The organism is Streptomyces venezuelae (assembly GCF_008642295.1).
In the GTDB taxonomy this organism is placed as follows: Bacteria; Actinomycetota; Actinomycetes; order Streptomycetales; family Streptomycetaceae; genus Streptomyces; species Streptomyces venezuelae_C.
This window is the reverse complement of sequence record NZ_CP029190.1, coordinates 4010139-4031791: the sequence shown is the minus strand read 5'-3', so window position 1 is coordinate 4031791 and position 21653 is coordinate 4010139. Positions and strand designations below refer to the sequence as shown.

The following is a 21653-nucleotide window of genomic DNA, read 5'->3' as shown; positions in this document are numbered from 1 at the left end:
GGGATTGGCTGCCGCAATGGCATTCAATCACTTACCGGCAGGCGCGCACGACGCCTTCCCTCCATTGTCCCCGACGCCGGTGACACACTCGGTGGCAATGGCCAGTACTCACCGTCCCGGTCGGCCCACGGCCGCCACGGACCCCCGACCCACCCCCGGCACGGTCCTGGACCGCCTGTCACGGGGGCCGGGCCGGGCTGCGCGCATCACCCATACGGAGCATCTGCCCCCTCGGGAGGGTCGTCATGCAGTCTGGCCGGACCGCATCCGAACGGATGTCGTAGCCGCCATCCGTTCGGCCGGCATCGACCATCCGTGGGAACACCAGGCCGCAGCGGCCGAGCACGCCCTGGACGGCACCTCGGTGGTCGTCGCCACCGGCACCGCCTCCGGCAAGTCGCTGGCCTACCTCGCCCCGGTCCTGAGCGCGCTGGCGGACGGGGCCCGGGCAGCCAACGGCCGGGGCGCGACCGCCCTCTATCTGGCCCCGACCAAGGCCCTGGCCGCCGATCAACGCCGCGCAGTACGGGAACTGGCCGCCCCGCTCGGCAACGCCGTCCGGCCCGCCGTGTACGACGGGGACACCCCCGTCGAGGAACGCGAGTGGGTCCGCCAGTACGCCAATTACGTGCTCACCAACCCCGACATGCTGCACCGCGGGATACTCCCGGCCCACCCCCGCTGGTCCTCCTTCCTGCGCGCCCTGCGCTATGTCGTCATCGACGAGTGCCACACCTACCGGGGCGTGTTCGGCTCCCACGTCGCCCAGGTCCTGCGGCGTCTGCGCCGCCTCTGCGCCCGCTACGGCTCCGAACCGGTCTTCCTGCTCGCCTCGGCCACCGCCAGCGACCCGGCTGCCGCCGCGAGCCGCCTGACCGGCCTCCCGGTCACCGAGGTGGTCGACGACGCCTCCCCGCGCGGCGAGGTGGTCTTCGCCCTGTGGGAGCCGCCCCTGACCGAACTCGCCGGGGAGCGCGGCGCCCCGGTCCGACGCACGGCCACCGCCGAGACCGCCGACCTCCTCACCGATCTGGCCGTACAGGGGGTCCGCACGGTCGCCTTCGTCCGCTCCCGGCGCGGCGCCGAGCTGATCGCCCTCATCGCCCAGGAGCGCCTGGCGGCGGTCGACCGCTCCCTGCCCGGCCGGGTGGCCGCCTACCGGGGCGGCTACCTGCCCGAGGAGCGCCGGGCCCTGGAGCGGGCCCTGCACTCCGGCGAACTGCTCGGCCTGGCCGCCACCACCGCGCTGGAGCTCGGCGTGGACGTCTCCGGCCTGGACGCCGTCCTGATCGCCGGCTACCCGGGCACCCGGGCCTCGCTGTGGCAGCAGGCCGGCCGGGCCGGCCGGTCCGGCCAGGGCGCCCTGGCCGTGCTGATCGCCCGGGACGACCCGCTGGACACCTATCTCGTCCACCACCCCGAGGCGTTGTTCCGGCAGCCCGTCGAAGCCACCGTGCTGGACCCCGACAACCCGTACGTACTCGCCCCCCATCTGTGTGCGGCAGCCGCCGAGCTGCCCCTGACCGACACCGACCTGGCCCTCTTCGGCCCGGCCGCACACGACCTCCTCCCCCAGCTCGAATCGGCGAAACTGCTGCGCCGCCGCGCCACCGCCTGGCACTGGACCCGCCGGGAGCGGGCCTCGGACCTGGCCGACATCCGGGGCGGCGGCGGCCGTCCGGTGCAGATCGTCGAGGCCGGTACCGGCCGACTGCTCGGCACGGTCGACGAGTCCGCCTCCCACACCGCCGTCCACGACGGCGCGGTCCACCTCCACCAGGGCCGCACCTATCTGGTGAAGCACCTGGACCTGGAGGACTCGGTGGCCCTGGTCGAGGAGGCGGACCCGCCCTTCTCCACCACCGCCCGGGACACCACCTCCATCGCCGTCCTCGACACCGAGGCGGAGATCCCCTGGGGCCCGGCACGGCTCTGCTACGGGTCCGTCGAGGTCACCAACCAGGTCGTCTCCTATCTGCGGCGCAAACTGATCACCGGCGAGGTCCTCGGCGAGGCCAAACTGGACCTGCCGCCCCGCACCCTGCGGACCCGGGCGGTGTGGTGGACGGTCACCGAGGACCAGCTCGACGAGGCCCGGATCAACCCGGAGATCCTCGGCGGCGCCCTGCACGCCGCCGAACACGCCTCCATCGGCCTGCTCCCGCTGTTCGCCACCTGCGACCGCTGGGACATCGGCGGCGTCTCAGTGCCGCTGCACCCGGACACCCTGCTGCCCACCGTGTTCGTCTACGACGGCCACCCCGGCGGCGCCGGATTCGCCGAACGGGCCTTCCGGACGGCCCGCCCCTGGCTGACCGCGACCCGGGACGCGATCGCCGCCTGCGAGTGCGAGGCCGGCTGCCCCTCCTGCATCCAGTCCCCCAAGTGCGGCAACGGCAACGACCCCCTCCACAAACGCGGCGCGGTCCGCCTCCTCACCCGCCTCCTGACCGGCGCACCCCAGGAGTAGCCGACGGGGTGGCCTCCGGCGGGGGCTCCGCCGGCGGGCCCGCGCGGGCAGGAACGCGGACCGTGAAGGGTCCGGCCCGGGCCTCGGCCCCGACCTCCGCGATCTCGCCCTCCAGCCGGCAGCCGGCCGGCCGGGCGTCCTGCGCCCGGATCACCCGGACGGCTGCGGCACAGGCGGCCTCCGGGCCGTGCGCCCAGCTCGTCGCCGCCGCCAGGGCCGCCAGGTCCGCCGCAGCCGCCGCCCGGTGCCGGGCCAGCACGGCCTGGCCGAGCAGCAGCACGCCCCCGAACACCGCCGCCAGCACCGTGGTGACCACGGCCGCCCACACGGTCGCCGAACCCCGGTCCCGGGTCATGGCGGCGGCCCCACACTGTCCTCGGCCAGCGCCACGGCCCCGGCACCCAGCCTGACCGGCATCCCGGCCGGACCGGGTGCAGGTGCCGCCACCCGCACCCGCCACAGGTCACCCGAACGCTCCACCGTCACCTCCGCGCCCTCCGGTGCCGCGGCCCTGGCCGCCGCCACCGCTGTCGCCACCGGTTCGGACCGGGCCGCGGCCCGCGCCCCGGCCCTGGCCGCGTCCACGCACCGGATCTGTCCGGCCGCCGCCATCAGCGCCCACACCAGCAGTGCCGCGAAAAGCACCAGTGCCGGAATCACCAGGGCGGCCTCGGCCGTCACATAACCACCGTCTCCTTCCTCCTTTTGCTCAGAACGGCGCATCGAGCGCCTTCCCGATGGTCGACTGAAGGGCCGTCGAGACCACATCGCTCGTCACGACCTTGTACAGAACGGCCGCGAATGCACAGGCGGCGATCGTGCCCATGGCGTATTCCGAAGTCGACATCCCGGCGTCCCCGCCACGACCGGCCAGTGCACCCCGCAGTCGAAGCCAGATGATCCTCATGACAAACCTCCTGATGATTTCCGTTCTTGATGTGTTTTCAGATGCCGGAGAGAAGACCGGAAGCCATTCCGATCACCACCGGCGCAACTCCGACCGCAAGAAACGCGGGGAGGAAACAAAGCCCCACCGGCGCGGTCACCAGGACCGCCGCCCGCTGGGCACCCGCGGTCGCCCGCCGGGCCCGGTCCGCCCGGAGGGCCGCCGCCAGCCGGGCCACCGGCTCCGCGGCCGGCGCCCCGGACCGGGCCGCCCGGTCCAGGCACTCCGCCAGCGCCCCGGCTCCGGGTATCTCCGCCAACCTCCCCCACGAGGCGTCCGGTTCGGCGCCCAGCCGCAACTCGGCACCCGCCAGCGCCAGCCGCTCGCCCACCGGGCCGCCCAGCGACTCCCCCACCACCTCGGCCGCCTCCACCGGACCGGCACCCGCCGCCAGGCAAGCGGCCAACAGATCTGCGGCAAAAGGCAGCTGACGCTCCGCCTCCCCCGGATCCGCCCGCCCGGCCCGGCCCCCACGCCACCGGAGCCGGAACCGCCGACCCCGGCGAACCGGTGACCGGGGGCCACCCCGGCCGGGCTCCACCAGAAGCAGCACCCCCGCCCGGCGGAGCACCGCCCGACCCCGGACCCGCGCTGCACACACGGACACCAGCCAGACCACCGCCACCGACAGGGAAAGCGCCATCCCCAGCCTGTGGACCACCGAACCGCCCATCACCCCTCCCCCGCCCGCACGATCCGCCGGCACCACAGCAGGCCCAGCACCTCCAGCACTCCGCCGACCAGCAGGCAGCCCATCCCCAGCGGGGTGTGCAGCAGCACCCGCAGGGGATCCGCCCCCAGCCCCGTCCCGATCAGCAGGCCCACCAGCGGCAGCAGCGCCAGCACCACTGCAGTGGACCGGGCCCCCGCCAGCTGGGCCCGCAGGGAGTCCTGACGGTCCCGCTCCGCCCGCAACGCCCCTTCCAGCCGGTCCAGCCCCGCCGCCAGCCCCGCACCCCCGTCCACGGACACCCGCCAGCACGCGGCCATCCCTGCCAGTCCCTCCGCGCCCGGCTCGCGGGCCGCCTCCCGCAGCGCCCCGGCCACATCCCCGCCGAACGCAGCCGCGGCCAGCACCGCCGCCTCCTCGGCACCCGGTACGGCGGTCCGGCGCATCGCGGCGCCCAACGCCTGCCCCGGCTGCGCCCCGGCCCGCAGCTCCGCCACGGCCGCCCCGCACAGGGCAATTACCGCCGCCGCGCGCGCCTCCCGGGCCCGGACCCGCTCCCGGACCCTCAGCCACCGCCGCACCACCGGCACCGCCAACACCCCCAGTACCAGCGGAATCAGCGACCGGCCGAGCAACGCCACGACCAGCCCCGCCGCCAGGCAGGCCACCTCCGGCCAGCGCCCGGCATGCACCCGCACCGAAACCACCAGCCGCTCCCAGGGGGAGCCCCGCGCCGGCACCGTCGGCCCCGACCCGGCCAGCAGCAGCCGGGCGCGCCCCACCGGCCGGCCGTCCCCGCCCAGCAGCCAGGCCGCAGCCCCGGCACACAGCACCGCAGCGACCACCGGCGCCGGGACCGCCATGCCCGGCCCGCTCACCGCACTCCCCCCAGCAGCTGTCCCAGCCGCTCCCAGCCCCGCTCCCGGGCGAATCCCCGCGCGGCCCACCGCAGCGCGGGCACCGTGACCACCAGCCCGGCGGCATCCCGTTCCAGCACGTGTACCTCGGCGACCCGCCGCTGCCCGCCCCGGTCCCGGACCAGATGGATCACCAGGTCGAGAGCGGCGGCCAACTGGCTGTGCAGGGCGGCCCGGTCGAGCCCGGCAGCCGTACCGAGCGCCTCCAGCCTCGCCGGCACATGTGCGGCGGCATTGGCATGCACCGTCCCGCACCCGCCTTCGTGCCCGGTGTTGAGCGCGGCCAGCAGGTCCGCGACCTCGGCCCCGCGCACCTCCCCCACCACCAGCCGGTCGGGCCGCATCCGCAGGGCCTGCCGGACCAGGTCGGCCAAGGTGACAAGACCGGCGCCCTCCTGGTTGGCGGGCCTCGACTCCAGCCGCACCACATGCGGGTGATCGGGGCGCAGTTCGGCCGAGTCCTCGGCGAGCACGATGCGCTCCCCCGGCCCAACCAGTCCCAGCAGGGAACTGAGCAGCGTGGTCTTCCCGGTGCCGGTCCCCCCGGAGACCAGGAACGACAGCCGGGCCTCGACCATCGCCCCGAGCAACCGCCGCCCGCCCGGCGGCAGGGTTCCCGCGGCCGTCAGCTCCTCGAGGGTGAACGCCCGTGGCCGCACCACCCGCAGGGACAGGCAGGCCGACCCGACGGCCACCGGCGGCAGGACCGCATGCAGCCGGGTGCCGTCGGGCATCCGGGCGTCCACCCACGGCCGGGCATCGTCCAGCCGTCGCCCGGCCACCGCCGCCAGCCGCTGCGCCAGTCTGCGCACCGCCTCCGCATCGCCGAAGGTCACCCCGGTCAGCTCAAGCCCGCCGCCCCGGTCCACCCACACCCGGTCCGGTGCCGCCACCAGCACGTCGGTGACGGCCGGGTCGGCGAGCAGCGGCTCCAGCGGGCCCGCGCCCACCAGCTCCGACCGCAATTCGGCGGCCACGCCGAGCACTTCCGCGTCCCCCAGCAGGCGCCCCTGGGCCCGCAGCGCCGCCGCGACCCGGGCCGGCGTCGGATCGGCCCCGCTTTCGGCGAGCCGTGCCCGCACTGCGTCCAACAGCCCGGCGGTCATACGGACACCCCCGGACCGGCAACGAGCGCCCGCCGCCAGAACCCGTCGCAGAACCGGGCCAGCGGCCCCCAGACGAATGTCCCCGGCGGCTCCCCCCTCGCCAGCCATTCGGCGACCCCCAGCTCGACCGGCATCTCGCCGGCGAGCGGCAGCCGCAGCAGCCCGGCCACTTCGTCGGGGTCGAGCTCGCCGGCCAGCCGCGCCCGCACCACCACCCGGACGTCCCTGGCCACCCCGTGCAGGGCGTCGCCGACCCGGCTCGCCGCGGCCACCGACCGCAGCTCGACCGGAACCACCATCAGCACCAGGTCCAGCTGGGCCAGCGCCTCGGCCGCGACCTCGTCCACCCGCCGGGGCAGATCGACCACCACGACCCCGCCCCGGCGCCGCGCGGCTGCCAGCACCGAGCACATGGCAGCGGGCGGCACCAGCACCCGCTTGCCCCGGTCCCAGCTGAGCAGGCGCAGCCCGTGCAGCTGCGGCAGGGACTCCTCCAGAGCTCCGGCGGCGACCCGGCCCCGCGAGGCGGCGAAGTCCGGCCAGCGCAGGCCCTCGGCCCCTTCGCCGCCGAGCAGCACATCGAGCCCGCCCCCGAAGGGATCGCCGTCGATCAGCATCGTCCGCTCGCCGGACCGGGCCGCCGATACGGCCAGGGAGCAGGCCAGGGTGGAGGCTCCGGCGCCTCCGCTGCCCCCGATGACGCCCACGGCCAGCGCGGGCCGGCCGGCCCCTTCGACCACATCGGCGATCCGGTCGACCAGCCAGCTTTCGGAGTTCGGGAGCCAGAGCACCTGCTCGGCCCCGATCTCCACCGCGCGCTGCCACACCACGGGGTCGTCGGGGTTGCGGCCTGCGCTCCTTCCGACGAGGAAGACTCCGCCGCGGCGCGGTGCTCCGCGCACCCGGCCGCCCACGTCCTCGCCGACCAGCACCAGCGGCGCATCCGCCCACCCGGCGCCGCCCGGAGGACCGGCCCCGGGCGCCACGCCCACCCCACCGACCCCACCGGACCCAGCCGCCCCGCTTTGCTCCGGCACCGCCGGGTGCACATGGGGCTCGGCGCCCGCGGCAGCACACAACCGCAGCAGATCGTCGAGGAGCGCCGGGTCCTCCGTGATGATCAGCGGCCTGCCGGCACCGGGAATCGGCCGCTCCGGCACTTCGCGGGACATGGTTCCAGCCACGATCTCCGCCCCCTTCTCGCTGCAAATCCGTTGGCCGCGGACTTCGCGGTCGGAATCACAGTGACGTCATCCACAAAATCAAGTGGATCTTGCTCGAGAACTGTGGATAGAGACGGCGTTGTGAATAACTCGATCACCCCTGGAGGTGAGTTCCACAGCGCTCCGGAACAACTACGCACCGTGACGAGTTGGGAGGGGTAAGGGCCGGCGCGGCACGGGCCCACGACAGAAGGGGGCCTGAAAAATGATCACTTGGGGCCGGCGGCCGGGACGCAAACCGCGTCCGGACATGCGACGACCCCCGCCGGGGGGGAGAGCGGGGGTCGTCCCCACGGCCGACTCGGGGGGGGAGGAGTCGGGCCGGGTTAGCACGGTCGCGAACGATCCGTGACTTCCATGGTGTACCCGAGAGGCTTCTCAGGCAAACCCACGCGCCACACCTTACGCCGAATGGTGGGCGCATATGCTCGGCTCGTGGAAATCCAGTCCTTGCCGCACTCCTTGCCTCGCACTGCCGCCTTCTTCGACCTGGACAAGACGGTCATTGCGAAGTCGAGCACTCTGACGTTCAGCAAGTCCTTCTACCAAGGCGGGCTGATCAACCGGCGGGCGGTACTGCGCACCGCCTACACCCAGTTCATCTTCCTGGCCGGCGGCGCCGACCACGACCAGATGGAGCGGATGAGGGAGTACCTCTCCGCCCTCTGCAAGGGTTGGAACGTCCGGCAGGTGAAGGAGATCGTCGCCGAAGCCCTGCACGACCTGATCGACCCGATCATCTACGACGAGGCGGCGTCCCTCATCGAGGCCCATCACACGGCGGGCCGCGATGTGGTGATCGTTTCGACCTCCGGGGCCGAGGTGGTCGAGCCGATCGGCGAGATGCTCGGCGCCGACCGGGTCGTCGCCACCCGGATGGTGGTGGGCGAGGACGGCTGCTTCACGGGGGAAATCGAGTACTACGCCTACGGCCCGACCAAGGCGGAGGCCGTACGCGAGCTGGCCGAGTCCGAGGGCTACGACCTGGCGCGCTGCTACGCGTACAGCGACTCGATCACCGATGTCCCGATGCTGGAGGCGGTCGGCCATCCGCATGCGGTCAATCCGGACCGGGCGCTGCGCCGGGAGGCGCTGGCCCGGGACTGGCCGGTGCTCGTCTTCAACCGGCCGGTCCGGCTGAAGCAGCGGGTGCCCGGGCTGTCCCTGGCGGCCCGCCCCGCGCTGGTCGCGGCTGCCGCCGTCGGTGCGGCAGCGGCCACGGCCGGTCTGGTCTGGTACGCGAGCCGCCGGCGCGCGAACGCCATCGCCTGACGAGCACCGGGAGCCCCGCCGGGGCCCCGCCGGGGGCCCCGCCAAGAAGCCCGCCGGGAAGCCGGCCGAGGACCCCTGACCTGCACCGACACCGGCTGTCCGGTTCATCCAGGACTGTCCGTGAAAGTAAAGAAGTGCGGCAAGGGGTTCCGCTTCCTCGGGGATGGAGGTACAAAGGATTCACGGCCCGCGAGACCAAAGGACATCCGAGAGGATCATCTTTAGAACGCAGCAAGGCCCCACGGACCGAAGCATGAACGCCGAGCACCCACGCGACGTCGACCCGTCGATTACGGGCCAGCCGCACCAGGGAACGGGCAAAGTTCCCGACCTGATGGGCAACTATCGAGGACGCTTGGTAACTGGGCGCGCATGCCAGCGGCGACACCATGAGCAAGTCGGTGTCGCCGCAACCCGTGTCCGGGCACCTTCCCGCCCGGGCGGCGCCCAGGCACTCCGGTCAGGCCAGGTCAGGTCAGGCCCAGGTCAGGCCGCGCCGCGCTGAAGCGCCTCGCAGACCGCCATGGACTCCCGCGCCCCCAGCTCGACCGCCCGGCCGCAGTGCGCGATCCAGGCCGCCATCCCCTCCGGGGTCCCGGAGACATAGCCGTCCAGCGCCGCGAGATAGGCCGCCCGGCCCAGCTCCGCGTGCCCGACCTCCGCGGGACAGACCGCCTTGGGGTCCAGACCGCTGTTGATCAGCACGATCCGCTCGGCGGTCCGCGCCACCACCCCGTTGTACGAACCGAACGGCCGCAGCGCCAGCAGCTCGCCGTGCACCACCGCGGCGGTGACCAGCGCCGGGGCGGAGCCGCCCGCGATGACCAGCCGGGACAGGCCGTCCAGCCGCCCCGCCACCTCGTCGGCATCCGGCAGCGGCAGCTCCACCAGCGGCTCGTCCACCGGCTCACCGGCCAGTCTCGGCCGTCCGACCACATCACCGGTGACGGCGGTACCCGCCGCAACCAGGTGCAGCCGCGCCAGCACCCGCATCGGGGACTGCCGCCAGATGCTCAGCAGCTGCCCGGCCTCGGCTGTCAGCCGCAGCGCCGCACCCACCACCCGGGCCTCGGACTCCGCCCCGAAGTCGGTCCGCCGCCGGACCTCCTCCAGCGCCCAGTCCGCGCCCGACAGGGCCGCGCTCCCGCGTGCCCCGCGGAGCGCCGCCTCGGCGGAGACCTCCGTACTGCGGCGGCGCATCACGCGGTGTCCGTAGACCCGGTCCACGGCCTTGCGCATGGACTCCACGGATTCGGCCACGCCCGGAAGGCCCGCGAGGGCGGCGAGCGGATCGGCTGACGTACTCATAAGCAGGGAGCCTACGCACTGCGCGGCCATAGCACCGACCCCACCTTCGAGTGGTCTTCTTCACTCACCTCAGCCACGGCGCGCCACCTCCGCACTACGCTACGTGAACATGAAGATCGCTTTCGTGGGAAAGGGCGGCAGCGGCAAAACCACGCTGTCCTCGCTCTTCATCCGCCACCTTGCCGCCAACGAGGCCCCGGTCGTCGCGGTGGACGCCGACATCAACCAGCACCTCGGGGCCGCCCTCGGACTGACCGAGGAGGAGGCCGCCCAACTGCCCGCGATGGGCGCCCAGCTGCCCCTGATCAAGGAGTACCTGCGGGGCTCCAACCCGCGCATCGCCTCCGCGGACACAATGATCAAGACCACCCCGCCCGGCGCCGGCTCGCGCCTGCTGCGGGTGCGCGAGGACAACCCGGTCTACCAGGCCTGCGCCCGCCCCGTCCGGCTCGACGGGGAAGGGGAGGAAGTGCGGCTGATGGCCACCGGGCCGTTCACCGAGTCCGATCTGGGCGTGGCCTGCTACCACTCCAAGGTCGGGGCGGTGGAGCTCTGCCTGAACCACCTGGTCGACGGACCGGACGAGTACGTGGTCGTCGACATGACGGCGGGCTCGGACTCCTTCGCCTCCGGGATGTTCACCCGGTTCGACATGACCTTCCTGGTCGCCGAACCCACCCTCAAGGGCATCTCCGTCTACCGCCAGTACAAGGAGTACGCGCGGGACTTCGGGGTGGCCCTCAAGGTGGTCGGCAACAAGGTGCAGGGCCGGGACGACGTCGAGTTCCTGCGCGCGGAGGCCGGCGAGGACCTGCTGGTCACCGTCGGGCACTCGGACTGGGTGCGGGCGATGGAGAAGGGCCGGCCGCCCCGCTTCGAGCTGCTGGAGGCGGACAACCGCATGGCGCTGCAAGCCCTGCAGGACGCGGCCGACGACTCCTACCCACAGCGCGACTGGGCCCGGTACACCGAGCAGATGGTCCACTTCCACCTGCGGAACGCCGAGAGCTGGGGCAATGCGAAGACCGGGGCCGACCTGGCTCAGCAGGTCGACCCCGGGTTCGTACTGGGCGAGCAGCACGGCGCCGCTATTCCTCGTCCTGCTCCTCAGCCGGCGTGACCCCCTCCGACGTGCCCGACGTGTCCGACGCCCCGGACTCCCCGGGCGCCCCGGGGGCGGCGGGCGCCGGCGCCGGGCCGTTGGCCAGGAACTTCGCCCAGCCCTCCTTGGGCGCCTGGCCGACGTCCAGGGTGCGCATCCACTCGATGTGCCGGGGGTCCTGGGCGTCGAGCCAGTCCACGAGTTCGCGGAAGGGCACGCAGCGGACGTCCTTCTGGTTGCAGACGGTCTTGATGGTCTCCTCGATGGCGCGCATGTAGGTGCCGCCGTTCCAGGATTCGAAGTGGTTGCCGATGATCAGCGGCGCGCGGTTGCCGCGGTAGGCGCGTTCGAAGCCCTGCAGCAGACCGTCGCGCAGCTGGTTGCCCCAGTAGGTGTGCTGGAAGGGGTCGCCCTGTGAGGTGGTCCCCGACTGGTTGACCATGAAGTTGTAGTCCATGCTCAGGGTCTCGAAGGCCCGCCCCGGAATGGGCACCAGCTGCAGCGGGATGTCCCACAGCCCGTCGGTCTTCTTCGGCCACTTCTGCTTGCTGATGCCGCTGGAGTCGTAGCGGAAGCCCATGGTCCGGCCCGCCAGCATGAAGTTCTTCTGGCCTTCGAGGCAGGGGGTGCGGGCCCCGATCAGCTCCTTGTCGTAGTCGAAGGGGAGCGCCTTCTCCTGCTTCAGACCGGAGTTGGTCTTCCAGTTCTTGACGAAGGACTTGGCCTGCTGGATCTCGCTCTTCCACTCGTCCACGGACCAGGTCCCGACACCCCCCTCGGGGCCACAGAAGTGTCCGTTGAAGTGGGTACCGATCTCATTGCCCTCCTGCCAGGCCTCGCGGATCTGGGTGGCGGTCTCCTTGATGCTCCCGAGGTCGCCGAAGCCGATGTCGGAGCGGCCGGGGGCGTGCTGGGGACCGGTATAGAGGGAACGTTTCTCCTCGGGAAGCATGTACACACCGCTGAGGAAGTACGTCATCCGGGCGTTGTGCTTCCTGCCGACCTCGCGGAAGTGCGAGAAGAGCTTCTGGCCGTCCTCGCCCGCCCCGTCCCACGAGAAGATCACGAACTGTGGCGGCGTTTCGCCGGGCTTGAGCTTCTCCGGCTTCCGTACGTTCGGCTGCGGGCCGGTGTACGAGGTGGAGCCGTCCCCGATCAGCCGGAGCACACTGCCCGGGGCTTCCGGGGCGGCGGCGCCCTTCTTCGCACCGGACCCGCCACCCGACGGCCCGGCGGAATCCGAGGCGCTGCAGCCGGCGAGGCCCAGCGCCGCAACCACGGCCACGGCCAGACCGCCGGCGGCCCTCTTCGTGACGGCCATCTTCCGCCCACCTCTCCCTCGTGTTCCCGTGCGGGACTTCCGCGCCGCAACGTCCCACGCGGTCTTATCCGAGGAAGGTGTGACAAGCCGTACAAAATGATTATTCACCCATGAGAGGGAACTCTTCAGCCATTTGCCCGTTATGCGAAGCGATCCTCTTTACTCTCCATTACCATCCATTTACCGAGTGTTGAGACTCCCGCCGCTTCACCCTCCCTGCCCAGAGGAGACGGGACCTATGACCAACCCCCGCACCGCGGACCTGTCCGCGTCCATCGCCGTTTTTCTGATCGCGCTGCCGCTCTCCCTCGGCATCGCCCTGGCCACCGGTGCCCCGCTGCAGGCGGGACTGGTGGCCGCGGCGGCCGGCGGAATCGTCGTCGGCCGACTGGGCGGTGCACCCCTCCAGGTGAGCGGCCCCGCAGCCGGACTCACCGTGGTCACCGCAGAGTTGATCCAGCGTTACGGCTGGCGGACCACCTGTGCCATCACCGTGCTCGCCGGCATCTGCCAGCTCGGGCTCGCCCTGTTGCGCACCGCCCGGTCCGCGCTGATGGTCAGCCCGGCCATCGTGCACGGCATGCTCGCGGGCATCGGCGTGACGATCGCGCTGGCCCAGCTGCACATCGTGCTCGGCGGCACCCCGCAGAGCTCCGCCGTGGCCAATGTCCTGGGCCTGCCCGGACAGTTTGCCGATCTGCACCCGGCCGCGCTCGGCGTCAGCCTGCTCACCCTGCTCGTCCTGCTCTCCTGGCCACGCCTGCCGGGGCGGGCGGGAGCCCTGCTGCGCAGAATCCCGGCGGCCCTGGCCGCCGTGGCCGCCGCGACCGCGCTCGCCGTGCTGGCCGGACTCACCCTGCCCCGGGTGGACCTGCCCTCCTGGCGCAGCCACGCCCTGCCCGAACTGCCCGAGGGGCCGGTCCTGGGGCTCATCGCGGCCGTCCTGACGATCACCCTGGTCGGCAGCGTGGAATCGCTGCTGTCCGCCGTGGCCACGGACAAGCTGATCGCCTCCGAGCGCGGTACGGAAAACCGTCCCCCGCGCGCCGACCTCGACCGCGAACTGCGCGGCCAGGGCGCGGCGAACATCGTGTCCGGCGCCCTCGGCGGGCTGCCCATCACCGGAGTCGCGGTCCGCAGCGTGGCGAACGTCAAGTCCGGTGCGGCCACCCGGCGGTCGACGATGCTGCACGGGCTGTGGATCGTACTGGCGGCTGCGCTGCTGGTTCCGGTCCTCGACCTGATCCCGCTGGCGGCGCTGGCCGCGCTGGTCATGGCCGTCGGCGTGCAGATGGTCAACATCACGCACATGCGCAACGTCATCCGGCACCGGGAGATCGTCGTCTACCTCACCACCATCGTGGCGGTGGTCCTCGGCGGAGTGCTCGAAGGGGTCGCGATCGGCATCGCCGTCGCAGTGGCCTTGTCCCTGCACCGGCTGGCCCGGACCCGGATCACCCTGGAGGAGCAGGACGGAGTCCACCGGGTGCGGGCCCGCGGCCAGTTGACCTTCCTGGCAGTGCCCCGGCTGAGCCGGGTGCTCAACCAGATCCCGCACCGCGGGCACACGGTGATCGAGCTGGACGGCTCGTTCATGGACCACGCCGCGTACGAGACCCTGCAGGACTGGCAGGACTCCCATGTGGCCCACGGAGGTTCGCTGGAGGTCACCGGCCGGGCTGGTGCCGCGATCGGCGACCACCAGGGCTCCGGTCCGCGCGGGGCACACCAGTGCTGCCGCCCCTGGACGCCCTGGCAGAACCACTGCGACCAGCGGCCCGCCGAACCGGCCGAGCCGTTGCGCGGTGGCGGCCGGCTGGCCAGCGGGATCAGCGCCTTCCAGCGGGACACCGCCCCCCATGTCCGGGACGAGCTGGCCCGGCTGGCCCGCGAGGGGCAGCAGCCTTCGCAGCTGTTCCTGACCTGCGCCGACTCCCGGCTGGTCACCAGCATGATCACCTCAAGCGGGCCCGGCGACCTGTTCACCGTGCGCAATGTGGGCAACCTGGTGCCGCTGCCCGGTGCCGAGTCCGGCGACGACTCCGTCGCGGCGGCCATCGAGTACGCCGTGGACGTGCTCAGGGTGGACAGCATCACGGTGTGCGGGCACTCGGGCTGCGGGGCGATGCAAGCGCTGCTCAACGCCGCGCCCGGGAAGCCGACGACCCCGCTGCGCCGCTGGCTGCGGCACGGGCTGCCCAGTCTGGAGCGGATGGCCAGCCGCCACCACGCCTGGGCGCGGATCTCCGGCCGACTGCCCGCGGACGCCGTGGAGCAGCTCTGCCTGACCAATGTGGTGCAGCAGCTGGAGCACCTGCGGGCGCACGAATCGGTGGCGCGCCGGCTCGCCGAAGGCACCCTGGAGCTGCACGGGATGTACTTCCATGTGGGCGAGGCCCAGGCCTACCTGCTCTCGGAGGGCCGGGACTTCTTCGACTGCCGGGTCTTCGACAGTGTGGTTCCGGCCGATCGCAGCCAGTCGCCCGCGCCGGCGCCCGCCTGAACCGATACGCTCGCGTATCCGTGCCACCGTATGGCCCCTTCCCGCGCCCTGCAGCGGGAGGGGGCCATCCGCGTCTGCGGACCGCCGACGGCCACGGCACGGGCCGGCGGGCATCAAAAGGTCTAAACCAATTTCTTGTTACCCCTTGTCACCCGGGCATCCGCCTGATGAGCTATGCCGGGGACACAACGGACACCCTGGGAAAGGGAGATGTCGTGAGCAACGAGAGCCTGGCCAACCTGCTCAAGGAGGAGCGGCGATTCGCGCCGCCCGCCGCGCTGGCCGCCGCCGCCAATGTGACGGCGCAGGCATACGAGCAGGCGGACAGCGACAGGCTGGGCTTCTGGGCCGAGCAGGCCCGGCGGCTGACCTGGGCCACCGAGCCGACCGAGACGCTCGACTGGACCAACCCGCCCTTCGCGAAGTGGTTCGCGGACGGCAAGCTGAACGTCGCGTACAACTGCGTGGACCGCCATGTCGAAGCCGGCCACGGCGACCGCGTCGCCATCCACTTCGAGGGCGAGCCCGGCGACAGCCGCTCCGTCACCTACGCACAGCTCAAGGACGAGGTCTCGCGGGCCGCGAACGCCCTCACCGAGCTGGGCGTCCAGGCCGGCGACCGGGTCGCCGTATACCTGCCCATGATCCCCGAGGCGGTCGTCGCCATGCTGGCGTGCGCCCGGGTCGGCGCCGCGCACTCGGTGGTCTTCGGAGGGTTCTCCGCCGACGCCGTGGCCTCCCGCATCCAGGACGCCGACGCCAAGCTGGTGATCACCGCGGACGGCGGCTACCGCCGCGGCAAGCCGAGCGCCCTCAAGCCGGCCATCGACGAGGCCGTCGCCAAGTGCCCGCAGGTCAAGAACGTGCTCGTGGTGCAGCGCACCGGCCAGGAGACCGCCTTCACCGAGGGCCGCGACATCTGGTGGCACGAGCTCGTCGGCCGCCAGTCCACCGAGCACACCCCGCAGGCCTTCGACGCCGAGCACCCGCTCTTCATCCTGTACACGTCCGGTACGACGGGTAAGCCGAAGGGCATCCTGCACACCTCCGGCGGCTACCTCACCCAGGCCGCGTACACCCACCACGCCGTCTTCGACCTCAAGCCGGAGACCGACGTCTACTGGTGCACCGCGGACATCGGCTGGGTGACGGGCCACTCGTACATCGTCTACGGGCCGCTCGCCAACGGCGCCACCCAGGTCATGTACGAGGGCACCCCGGACACCCCGCACCAGGGCCGGTTCTGGGAGGTCGTGCAGAAGTACGGGGTCACCATCCTCTACACCGCGCCGACGGCCATCCGGACGTTCATGAAGTGGGGCGACGACATCCCCGCGAAGTTCGACCTGTCCTCGCTGCGTGTGCTGGGCTCGGTCGGCGAGCCGATCAACCCCGAGGCCTGGATCTGGTACCGCAAGCACATCGGCGGCGACCGCTGCCCGATCGTGGACACCTGGTGGCAGACCGAGACCGGCGCCATGATGATCTCCCCGCTGCCGGGGGTCACCGAGACCAAGCCGGGCTCCGCCCAGCGCCCGCTGCCGGGCATCTCCGCCACCGTGGTGGACGACGAGGCGCGCGAGGTGCCCAACGGCGGGGGCGGCTACCTGGTGCTGACCGAGCCGTGGCCGTCGATGCTGCGCACCATCTGGGGCGACGACCAGCGGTTCATCGACACCTACTGGTCCCGCTTCGAGGGCAAGTACTTCGCCGGCGACGGCGCCAAGAAGGACGACGACGGCGACATCTGGCTGCTCGGCCGGGTGGACGACGTGATGCTGGTGTCCGGCCACAACATCTCGACCACCGAGGTGGAATCCGCTCTGGTCTCGCACCCCTCGGTCGCCGAGGCGGCCGTGGTCGGCGCGGCCGACGAGACCACCGGCCAGGCCATCGTCGCGTTCGTCATCCTGCGCGGCAGCGCCTCCGAGAACGACTCGCTGGTCGCCGATCTGCGCAACCACGTGGGCGCCACCCTCGGCCCGATCGCCAAGCCCAAGCGGATCCTGCCGGTGGCCGAGCTGCCGAAGACCCGTTCCGGGAAGATCATGCGCCGCCTGCTGCGCGACGTGGCCGAGAACCGCGAGCTGGGCGATGTCACCACGCTGACCGACTCCTCCGTCATGGACCTGATCCAGACGAAGCTGCCGAGCGCCTCCAGCGAGGACTGACCCACCGCGCACAGCAGCGCACGACCACGCGAAACACCCTTGGAAGGGGCATTCGGCAGGCAACGCGCCGGATGTCCCTTTCGCGCATAAAGTGTGATCACCGCACCATACCGGGCTACATCCTGTAAAGTATTGAACGCGTAAATATTTCACAGGTGTGCCGGGAAGTCTGGTCGGCAAGCTCGTTTGTCGTGCCTTTCGACCGACCGGAGGTGTCCCCCGTGGCCACGCCCAGCCCCACCGACAACCAGAGCCGCAAGCTGCTCGGACGGCTCTCGCTGCCCGAGCGCCGGTTCGTGGCCGACGCCCTGCGCGCCGAGACCGTCGGCGGTGTGGTGCTCCTCGTGGCCGCTGTCACCGCCCTCATCTGGGCGAACACCCCCGGCCTCGCCGAGAGCTACCTCAAGGTCCGCGACTTCCACATAGGCCCGGAGTCCCTCGGTCTGAACCTGTCCATCCAGCACTGGGCAGCCGACGGACTCCTCGCCATCTTCTTCTTCGTGGCGGGCATCGAGCTCAAGCGCGAGCTGGTCGCGGGCGATCTGCGCGACCCCAAGGCAGCCGCCCTCCCCGTCATCGCCGCCATCTGCGGCATGGCCGCCCCGGCCGCGGTCTACGTCCTGGTCAACCAGCTCGGCGGCGGATCCATGGACGGCTGGGCCGTGCCCACCGCCACCGACATCGCCTTCGCCCTCGCCGTGCTCGCCGTCATCGGGACCTCGCTGCCCTCCGCCCTGCGCGCCTTCCTGCTGACCCTGGCCGTGGTCGACGACCTGTTCGCCATCATGATCATCGCGGTGTTCTTCACCAACGAGATCGACTTCCTGGCACTCGGCGGCGCCCTCGTCGGCCTCGCCCTCTTCTGGTTCATGCTCCGCCGCGGCGTCCGCGGCTGGTACATCTACGTCCCGCTCGCCCTCGTCATCTGGGGCCTGATGTACAACAGCGGGGTCCACGCCACCATCGCCGGTGTCGCCATGGGCCTGATGCTCCGCTGCACCCGCAGGGACAACGAGGAGTACTCCCCCGGCGAGCACATCGAACACCTGGTCCGGCCCGTCTCCGCCGGTCTCGCCGTGCCCCTGTTCGCCCTGTTCTCCGCCGGCGTCCTGCTCTCCGACGAGGCGATCGCCCAGGTCTTCAGCCGTCCCGAGACCCTCGGCGTGGTGCTCGGCCTGGTCGTCGGCAAGACCGTAGGGATCTTCGCCGGCACCTGGCTGGCCGCCCGCTTCACCAAGGCCGAACTCAACGAGGACCTCGCCTGGCCCGACGTCCTCGCCGTGGCCTCCCTCGCCGGCATCGGCTTCACCGTCTCGCTGCTGATCGGCGAACTCGCCTTCAAGGGCGACCTCGTCCTCACCGACGAGATCAAGGCGGCCGTCCTGCTCGGCTCGCTGATCGCCGCAATCTGCGCCTGCGTCCTGCTCAAACTCCGCGACCGCACCTACAAGGCGCTGACCGCCGACGAGGACCGCGACGAGGACCTGGACGGCATCCCGGACATCTACGAGGAGAACAACCCCGCGTACCACCTGCGGATGGCGAAGATCTACGAGGAGAAGGCCGCCGAGCACCGCCGCCGGGCCGAAGCGGCAGCCGGGTCCGGCACGGGCCCCTCCCGTCCGGCATCATCTGACTGACGCGCAGGAATGGACGACAGAGGGAGAGAGCGATGAGCGCAGTGGACCAAGGGGCGCAGGGAGCCGAGCGCACGCTCGGCCAGCTGGTCGCCTCGGCCACGGCCGAGATGTCCGCCCTGGTACACGACGAGATCGCACTCGCCAAGGCCGAGATCCGCCAGGACGTCAAGCGAGTGGGCATCGGCAGCGCCGCGTTCGGCATCGCGGGCGTGCTGGCGCTCTTCTCGCTGCCCGTGCTGAGCTTCGCCGCCGCCTACGGGATCCACAACCTGGGGCTGGGCCTGGCCTGGTCGTTCCTGATCGTGGGCGTCGCGTTCCTGGTGATCGCGACCCTGCTGGCGCTCCTGGCCGTCGCCAAGTTCAAGAAGGTCAAGCCTCCGGAGAAGACCATCGCCTCGGTCAAGGAGACCGCAGCCCTGGTCGGGACGGTCAAGCCGCACCCCCGGGCGGTCAGTGACAAGGCTGTGGGTGTGGCACGCTCGACGTCATGACAGCAAGCTCGCCGGACCCCGCCGGCCCGCCCACCGCCGCCTCGGCGGTCCGGATCGGCATCCCCGGCGGCCGAGAAGTGACACACCGGGACGTGGCCGCGAACGGTGCCCGGTTCCATGTGGCCGAACTCGGTGACGGCCCGCTGGTCCTGCTGCTGCACGGGTTCCCCCAGTTCTGGTGGACCTGGCGGCACCAGCTGACCGCGCTCGCCGACGCCGGCTTCCGTGCGGTGGCCATGGACCTGCGCGGGGTCGGCGGCAGCGACCGCACCCCGCGCGGATACGACCCGGCCAACCTGGCCCTGGACATCACCGGTGTCGTACGGTCCCTCGGCGAGCCGGACGCCGCCCTCGTCGGCCACGACCTGGGCGGTTACCTCGCCTGGACGGCCGCCGTGATGCGGCCCAAGCTGGTGCGCCGGCTGGTGGTCTCCTCCATGCCGCACCCGCGGCGCTGGCGTTCGGCCATGCTGTCGGACTTCGCCCAGAGCCGGGCCGGATCGTACGTCTGGGGGTTCCAGCGGCCCTGGATCCCGGAGCGCCGGCTGCAGGCCGACGACGGGGCGCTGGCCGGCGAGCTGATCCGGGACTGGTCCGGCCCGCGGCCCCCCGAGGAGGAGGCGCTGGAGGTCTACCGGCGGGCGATCTGCATCCCGTCCACCGCCCACTGCTCGATCGAGCCCTACCGGTGGATGGTGCGGTCGCTGGCCCGCCCGGACGGCATCCAGTTCAACCGGCGGATGAAGCGCCCGGTCCGGGTCCCGACGCTCCATCTGCACGGCTCCCTGGACCCGGTGATGAGGACCCGGAGCGCGGCCGGATCCGGCGAGTACGTGGAAGCCCCGTACCGCTGGCGGCTGTTCGACGGACTCGGACATTTCCCGCACGAGGAGGACCCGGTGGCCTTCTCCTCGGAGCTCATCAACTGGCTGAAGGACCCGGAACCCGACCGCTGACCGGCTCCTGACGGTTCGTACGCTCACATGAGGATCGTTCAAATGCCCGGCGCATAGGCCAATTGGCCGCCCGGAACGCGGTTACCGACCTTGGGGCCCGGGCAGAGGTCGGAGTATGGGCTGGACGCACGACTACGGTGACTCCGCACGCGAAACCCGCTCGGCAGCAGTGCCGGGCACCCACGAGAGGGCGGGCCGGCAGGGCCACGACCCCCGACTCGGGATCCCGCGCATCCTCCGCCGCAGAGCCCGCTGGGTCTCGGCCCGCCTGCGCCATCAGCGCACGTAGGGCGGCCCGCGGACCCGGGCCGACGTAAGACGGGTCCGCGGACCCGGGCCGGACCCCTCCTAGAGGGCGCAGCCCTGGCTGTCCACCCGCTGCCGCGCCACCGCGCCGTACCGGATGTCGTCGCGGATCTCGTCCACCGTCAGGACGTAGCCGGTGTTCGGGTCGTCCAGGGACTTGGCGAACACCACCCCGTACACCTGGCCCTCGGGCGTGAGCAGCGGGCCGCCGGAGTTGCCCTGGCGGACCGTCGCGTACAGGGAGTAAACGTCACGGCGCACGGTGCCGCGGTGGTAGATGTCCGGTCCGTTGGCGTTGATCCTGCCTCGTACCCGGGCCGCACGGACGTCGTACGCGCCGTTCTCCGGGAAGCCCGCCACGATGGCGTCATCGCCGCCGGCCGCGTCCCTCTCGGTGAACTGCAGCGCCGGGGCCTTCAGCTTGGGCACGTCCAGGACCGCGATGTCGCGCTCCCAGTCGTAGAGCACGACCTTGCCGTCGTACAGCCTGCCCTCGCCGCCGACCTGCACGGTCGGTTCGCCGACCCCGCCGACCACATGGGCATTGGTCATCACCTTGCCGGGGGCGAACACGAACCCGGTGCCTTCGAGGACCTTGCTGCAACTGGGGGCGGTGCCGACCACCTTGACGATGGACTGCTTGGCGCGCGCGGCCACCGGGCTGTTCGCCAGGGCCGGATCGGGCGCCTGCACCTCGGTGATGGGCTCGTTCGAGAACGGGCTGAACACCTGCGGGAAGCCGTTGCGCGCCAAGGTGGAGCTGAAGTCCGAGAACCAGGTGTCGGCCTGCGCCGGGAGCACCCGGGACACGCCGAGCAGCACCTGGGAGTTGCGGACTTCCTTGCCCAGCGTGGGAAGTGACGTCCCGGCGAGTGCGGAGCCGATCAGCCAGGCCACCAGCAGCATCGCCACCACGTTGACCAGCGCGCCGCCGGTGGCATCGACCACGCGCGCCGGCGACCAGGTGATGTGACGGCGGAGCCGGTTGCCGAGGTGGGTGGTGCAGGCCTGCCCGACCGAGGCGCAGACGATGATCACCACCACGGCGGCGATGACCACGGGGGTGGTCACCCGGTTTCCGTTGTCGGTCACCTCGTCCCAGACCAGCGGGAGCAGGGACACGGCGACGAGGCCACCGCCGAGGAAGCCGATCACCGACAGGATGCCGACGACGAACCCCTGGCGGTAGCCCACGATCGCGAACCACACGGCGGCGAGCAGCAACAGGATGTCCAGCACGTTCACGTGGGC

The 21653-nt window shown here is 71.9% G+C and carries 18 protein-coding genes; 8 read left to right on the top strand and 10 right to left on the bottom strand.

Annotation, left to right across the window (positions count from 1 at the left end):
- Positions 1-16 precede the first annotated feature (16 nt).
- Complete coding sequence (locus DEJ50_RS17925) at positions 17-2470, top strand: DEAD/DEAH box helicase (protein ID WP_150208986.1); 2454 nt, start codon at positions 17-19, stop codon at positions 2468-2470.
- On the opposite strand, the gene DEJ50_RS17920 is transcribed toward DEJ50_RS17925, so the two are convergent.
- From DEJ50_RS17920 to ssd, 7 genes are read right to left on the bottom strand one after another with little or no spacing between them, the layout of a single operon-like run.
- A complete protein-coding gene (locus DEJ50_RS17920) occupies positions 2436-2825 on the bottom strand; it encodes an Rv3654c family TadE-like protein (RefSeq protein WP_150208985.1) in 390 nt (129 codons plus the stop codon). The genes DEJ50_RS17925 and DEJ50_RS17920 overlap by 35 nt on opposite strands.
- Positions 2822-3151, bottom strand: coding sequence for a TadE family type IV pilus minor pilin (locus DEJ50_RS17915; RefSeq protein ID WP_411757621.1), 330 nt, complete (start codon positions 3149-3151; stop codon positions 2822-2824). The genes DEJ50_RS17920 and DEJ50_RS17915 overlap by 4 nt, the downstream gene beginning before the upstream one ends.
- Positions 3152-3179: 28 nt before the next feature.
- Positions 3180-3377: a DUF4244 domain-containing protein gene (locus DEJ50_RS17910; protein ID WP_150208983.1), complete on the bottom strand. Its 198-nt coding sequence runs from the start codon at positions 3375-3377 to the stop codon at positions 3180-3182.
- 37 nt (positions 3378-3414) lie between these two features.
- Positions 3415-4089: a type II secretion system F family protein gene (locus DEJ50_RS17905; RefSeq protein WP_190344557.1), complete on the bottom strand. Its 675-nt coding sequence runs from the start codon at positions 4087-4089 to the stop codon at positions 3415-3417.
- A complete protein-coding gene (locus DEJ50_RS17900; protein WP_150208981.1) occupies positions 4089-4949 on the bottom strand; it encodes a type II secretion system F family protein in 861 nt (286 codons plus the stop codon). The genes DEJ50_RS17905 and DEJ50_RS17900 overlap by 1 nt, the downstream gene beginning before the upstream one ends.
- Positions 4950-4960: 11 nt before the next feature.
- Positions 4961-6109, bottom strand: a complete 1149-nt coding sequence (locus tag DEJ50_RS17895; RefSeq protein ID WP_150208980.1) for a TadA family conjugal transfer-associated ATPase — start codon at positions 6107-6109, stop codon at positions 4961-4963.
- Positions 6106-7293 (bottom strand): septum site-determining protein Ssd, encoded by a 1188-nt coding sequence (ssd, locus tag DEJ50_RS17890; protein ID WP_411757620.1) that lies wholly within the window; start codon positions 7291-7293, stop codon positions 6106-6108. Before ssd ends, DEJ50_RS17895 begins: the two co-directional genes overlap by 4 nt.
- 450 nt (positions 7294-7743) lie before the next feature.
- Here ssd and DEJ50_RS17885 point away from each other — a divergent pair, with 450 nt between their 5' ends.
- Entirely contained in the window at positions 7744-8604 is an 861-nt protein-coding gene (locus DEJ50_RS17885) for an HAD family hydrolase (RefSeq protein ID WP_150208979.1), read from the top strand.
- A 486-nt stretch (positions 8605-9090) separates the two neighbouring features.
- Here the strand turns inward: DEJ50_RS17885 and DEJ50_RS17880 are convergent, their stop codons facing one another.
- Positions 9091-9912 carry an oxidoreductase gene (locus tag DEJ50_RS17880; RefSeq protein WP_150208978.1) on the bottom strand — a complete coding sequence of 274 codons (822 nt, stop codon included), beginning with the start codon at positions 9910-9912 and terminating at the stop codon, positions 9091-9093.
- A 109-nt stretch (positions 9913-10021) separates the two neighbouring features.
- On the opposite strand from DEJ50_RS17880, the gene DEJ50_RS17875 reads away from it, so the two are divergent.
- Positions 10022-11032, top strand: a complete 1011-nt coding sequence (locus tag DEJ50_RS17875) for an ATP-binding protein (RefSeq protein ID WP_150208977.1) — start codon at positions 10022-10024, stop codon at positions 11030-11032.
- Here DEJ50_RS17875 and DEJ50_RS17870 read toward each other — a convergent pair.
- Positions 11001-12335 (bottom strand): hypothetical protein, encoded by a 1335-nt coding sequence (locus DEJ50_RS17870; RefSeq protein WP_150208976.1) that lies wholly within the window; start codon positions 12333-12335, stop codon positions 11001-11003. The genes DEJ50_RS17875 and DEJ50_RS17870 overlap by 32 nt on opposite strands.
- A gap of 238 nt (positions 12336-12573) precedes the next feature.
- On the opposite strand from DEJ50_RS17870, the gene DEJ50_RS17865 reads away from it, so the two are divergent.
- From DEJ50_RS17865 to DEJ50_RS17845, 5 genes are all read left to right on the top strand, one after another.
- Positions 12574-14838 carry a SulP family inorganic anion transporter gene (locus DEJ50_RS17865; protein ID WP_223837800.1) on the top strand — a complete coding sequence of 755 codons (2265 nt, stop codon included), beginning with the start codon at positions 12574-12576 and terminating at the stop codon, positions 14836-14838.
- 167 nt (positions 14839-15005) lie between these two features.
- A complete protein-coding gene (acs, locus tag DEJ50_RS17860; RefSeq protein WP_190344555.1) occupies positions 15006-17009 on the top strand; it encodes an acetate--CoA ligase in 2004 nt (667 codons plus the stop codon).
- 221 nt (positions 17010-17230) lie between these two features.
- A complete protein-coding gene (gene nhaA / locus DEJ50_RS17855) occupies positions 17231-18649 on the top strand; it encodes a Na+/H+ antiporter NhaA (protein WP_150208973.1) in 1419 nt (472 codons plus the stop codon).
- Between the two features lie 32 nt (positions 18650-18681).
- The gene (locus DEJ50_RS17850; protein ID WP_150208972.1) at positions 18682-19140 is read left to right on the top strand and encodes a phage holin family protein; all 459 of its coding nucleotides are present in this window, start codon (positions 18682-18684) and stop codon (positions 19138-19140) included.
- Positions 19137-20096, top strand: coding sequence for an alpha/beta fold hydrolase (locus DEJ50_RS17845; RefSeq protein ID WP_150208971.1), 960 nt, complete (start codon positions 19137-19139; stop codon positions 20094-20096). The genes DEJ50_RS17850 and DEJ50_RS17845 overlap by 4 nt, the downstream gene beginning before the upstream one ends.
- Before the next feature lie 348 nt (positions 20097-20444).
- Here DEJ50_RS17845 and DEJ50_RS17840 read toward each other — a convergent pair whose 3' ends face one another.
- Complete coding sequence (locus tag DEJ50_RS17840) at positions 20445-21647, bottom strand: MarP family serine protease (protein ID WP_150208970.1); 1203 nt, start codon at positions 21645-21647, stop codon at positions 20445-20447.
- Between the last annotated feature and the right edge of the window lie 6 nt (positions 21648-21653).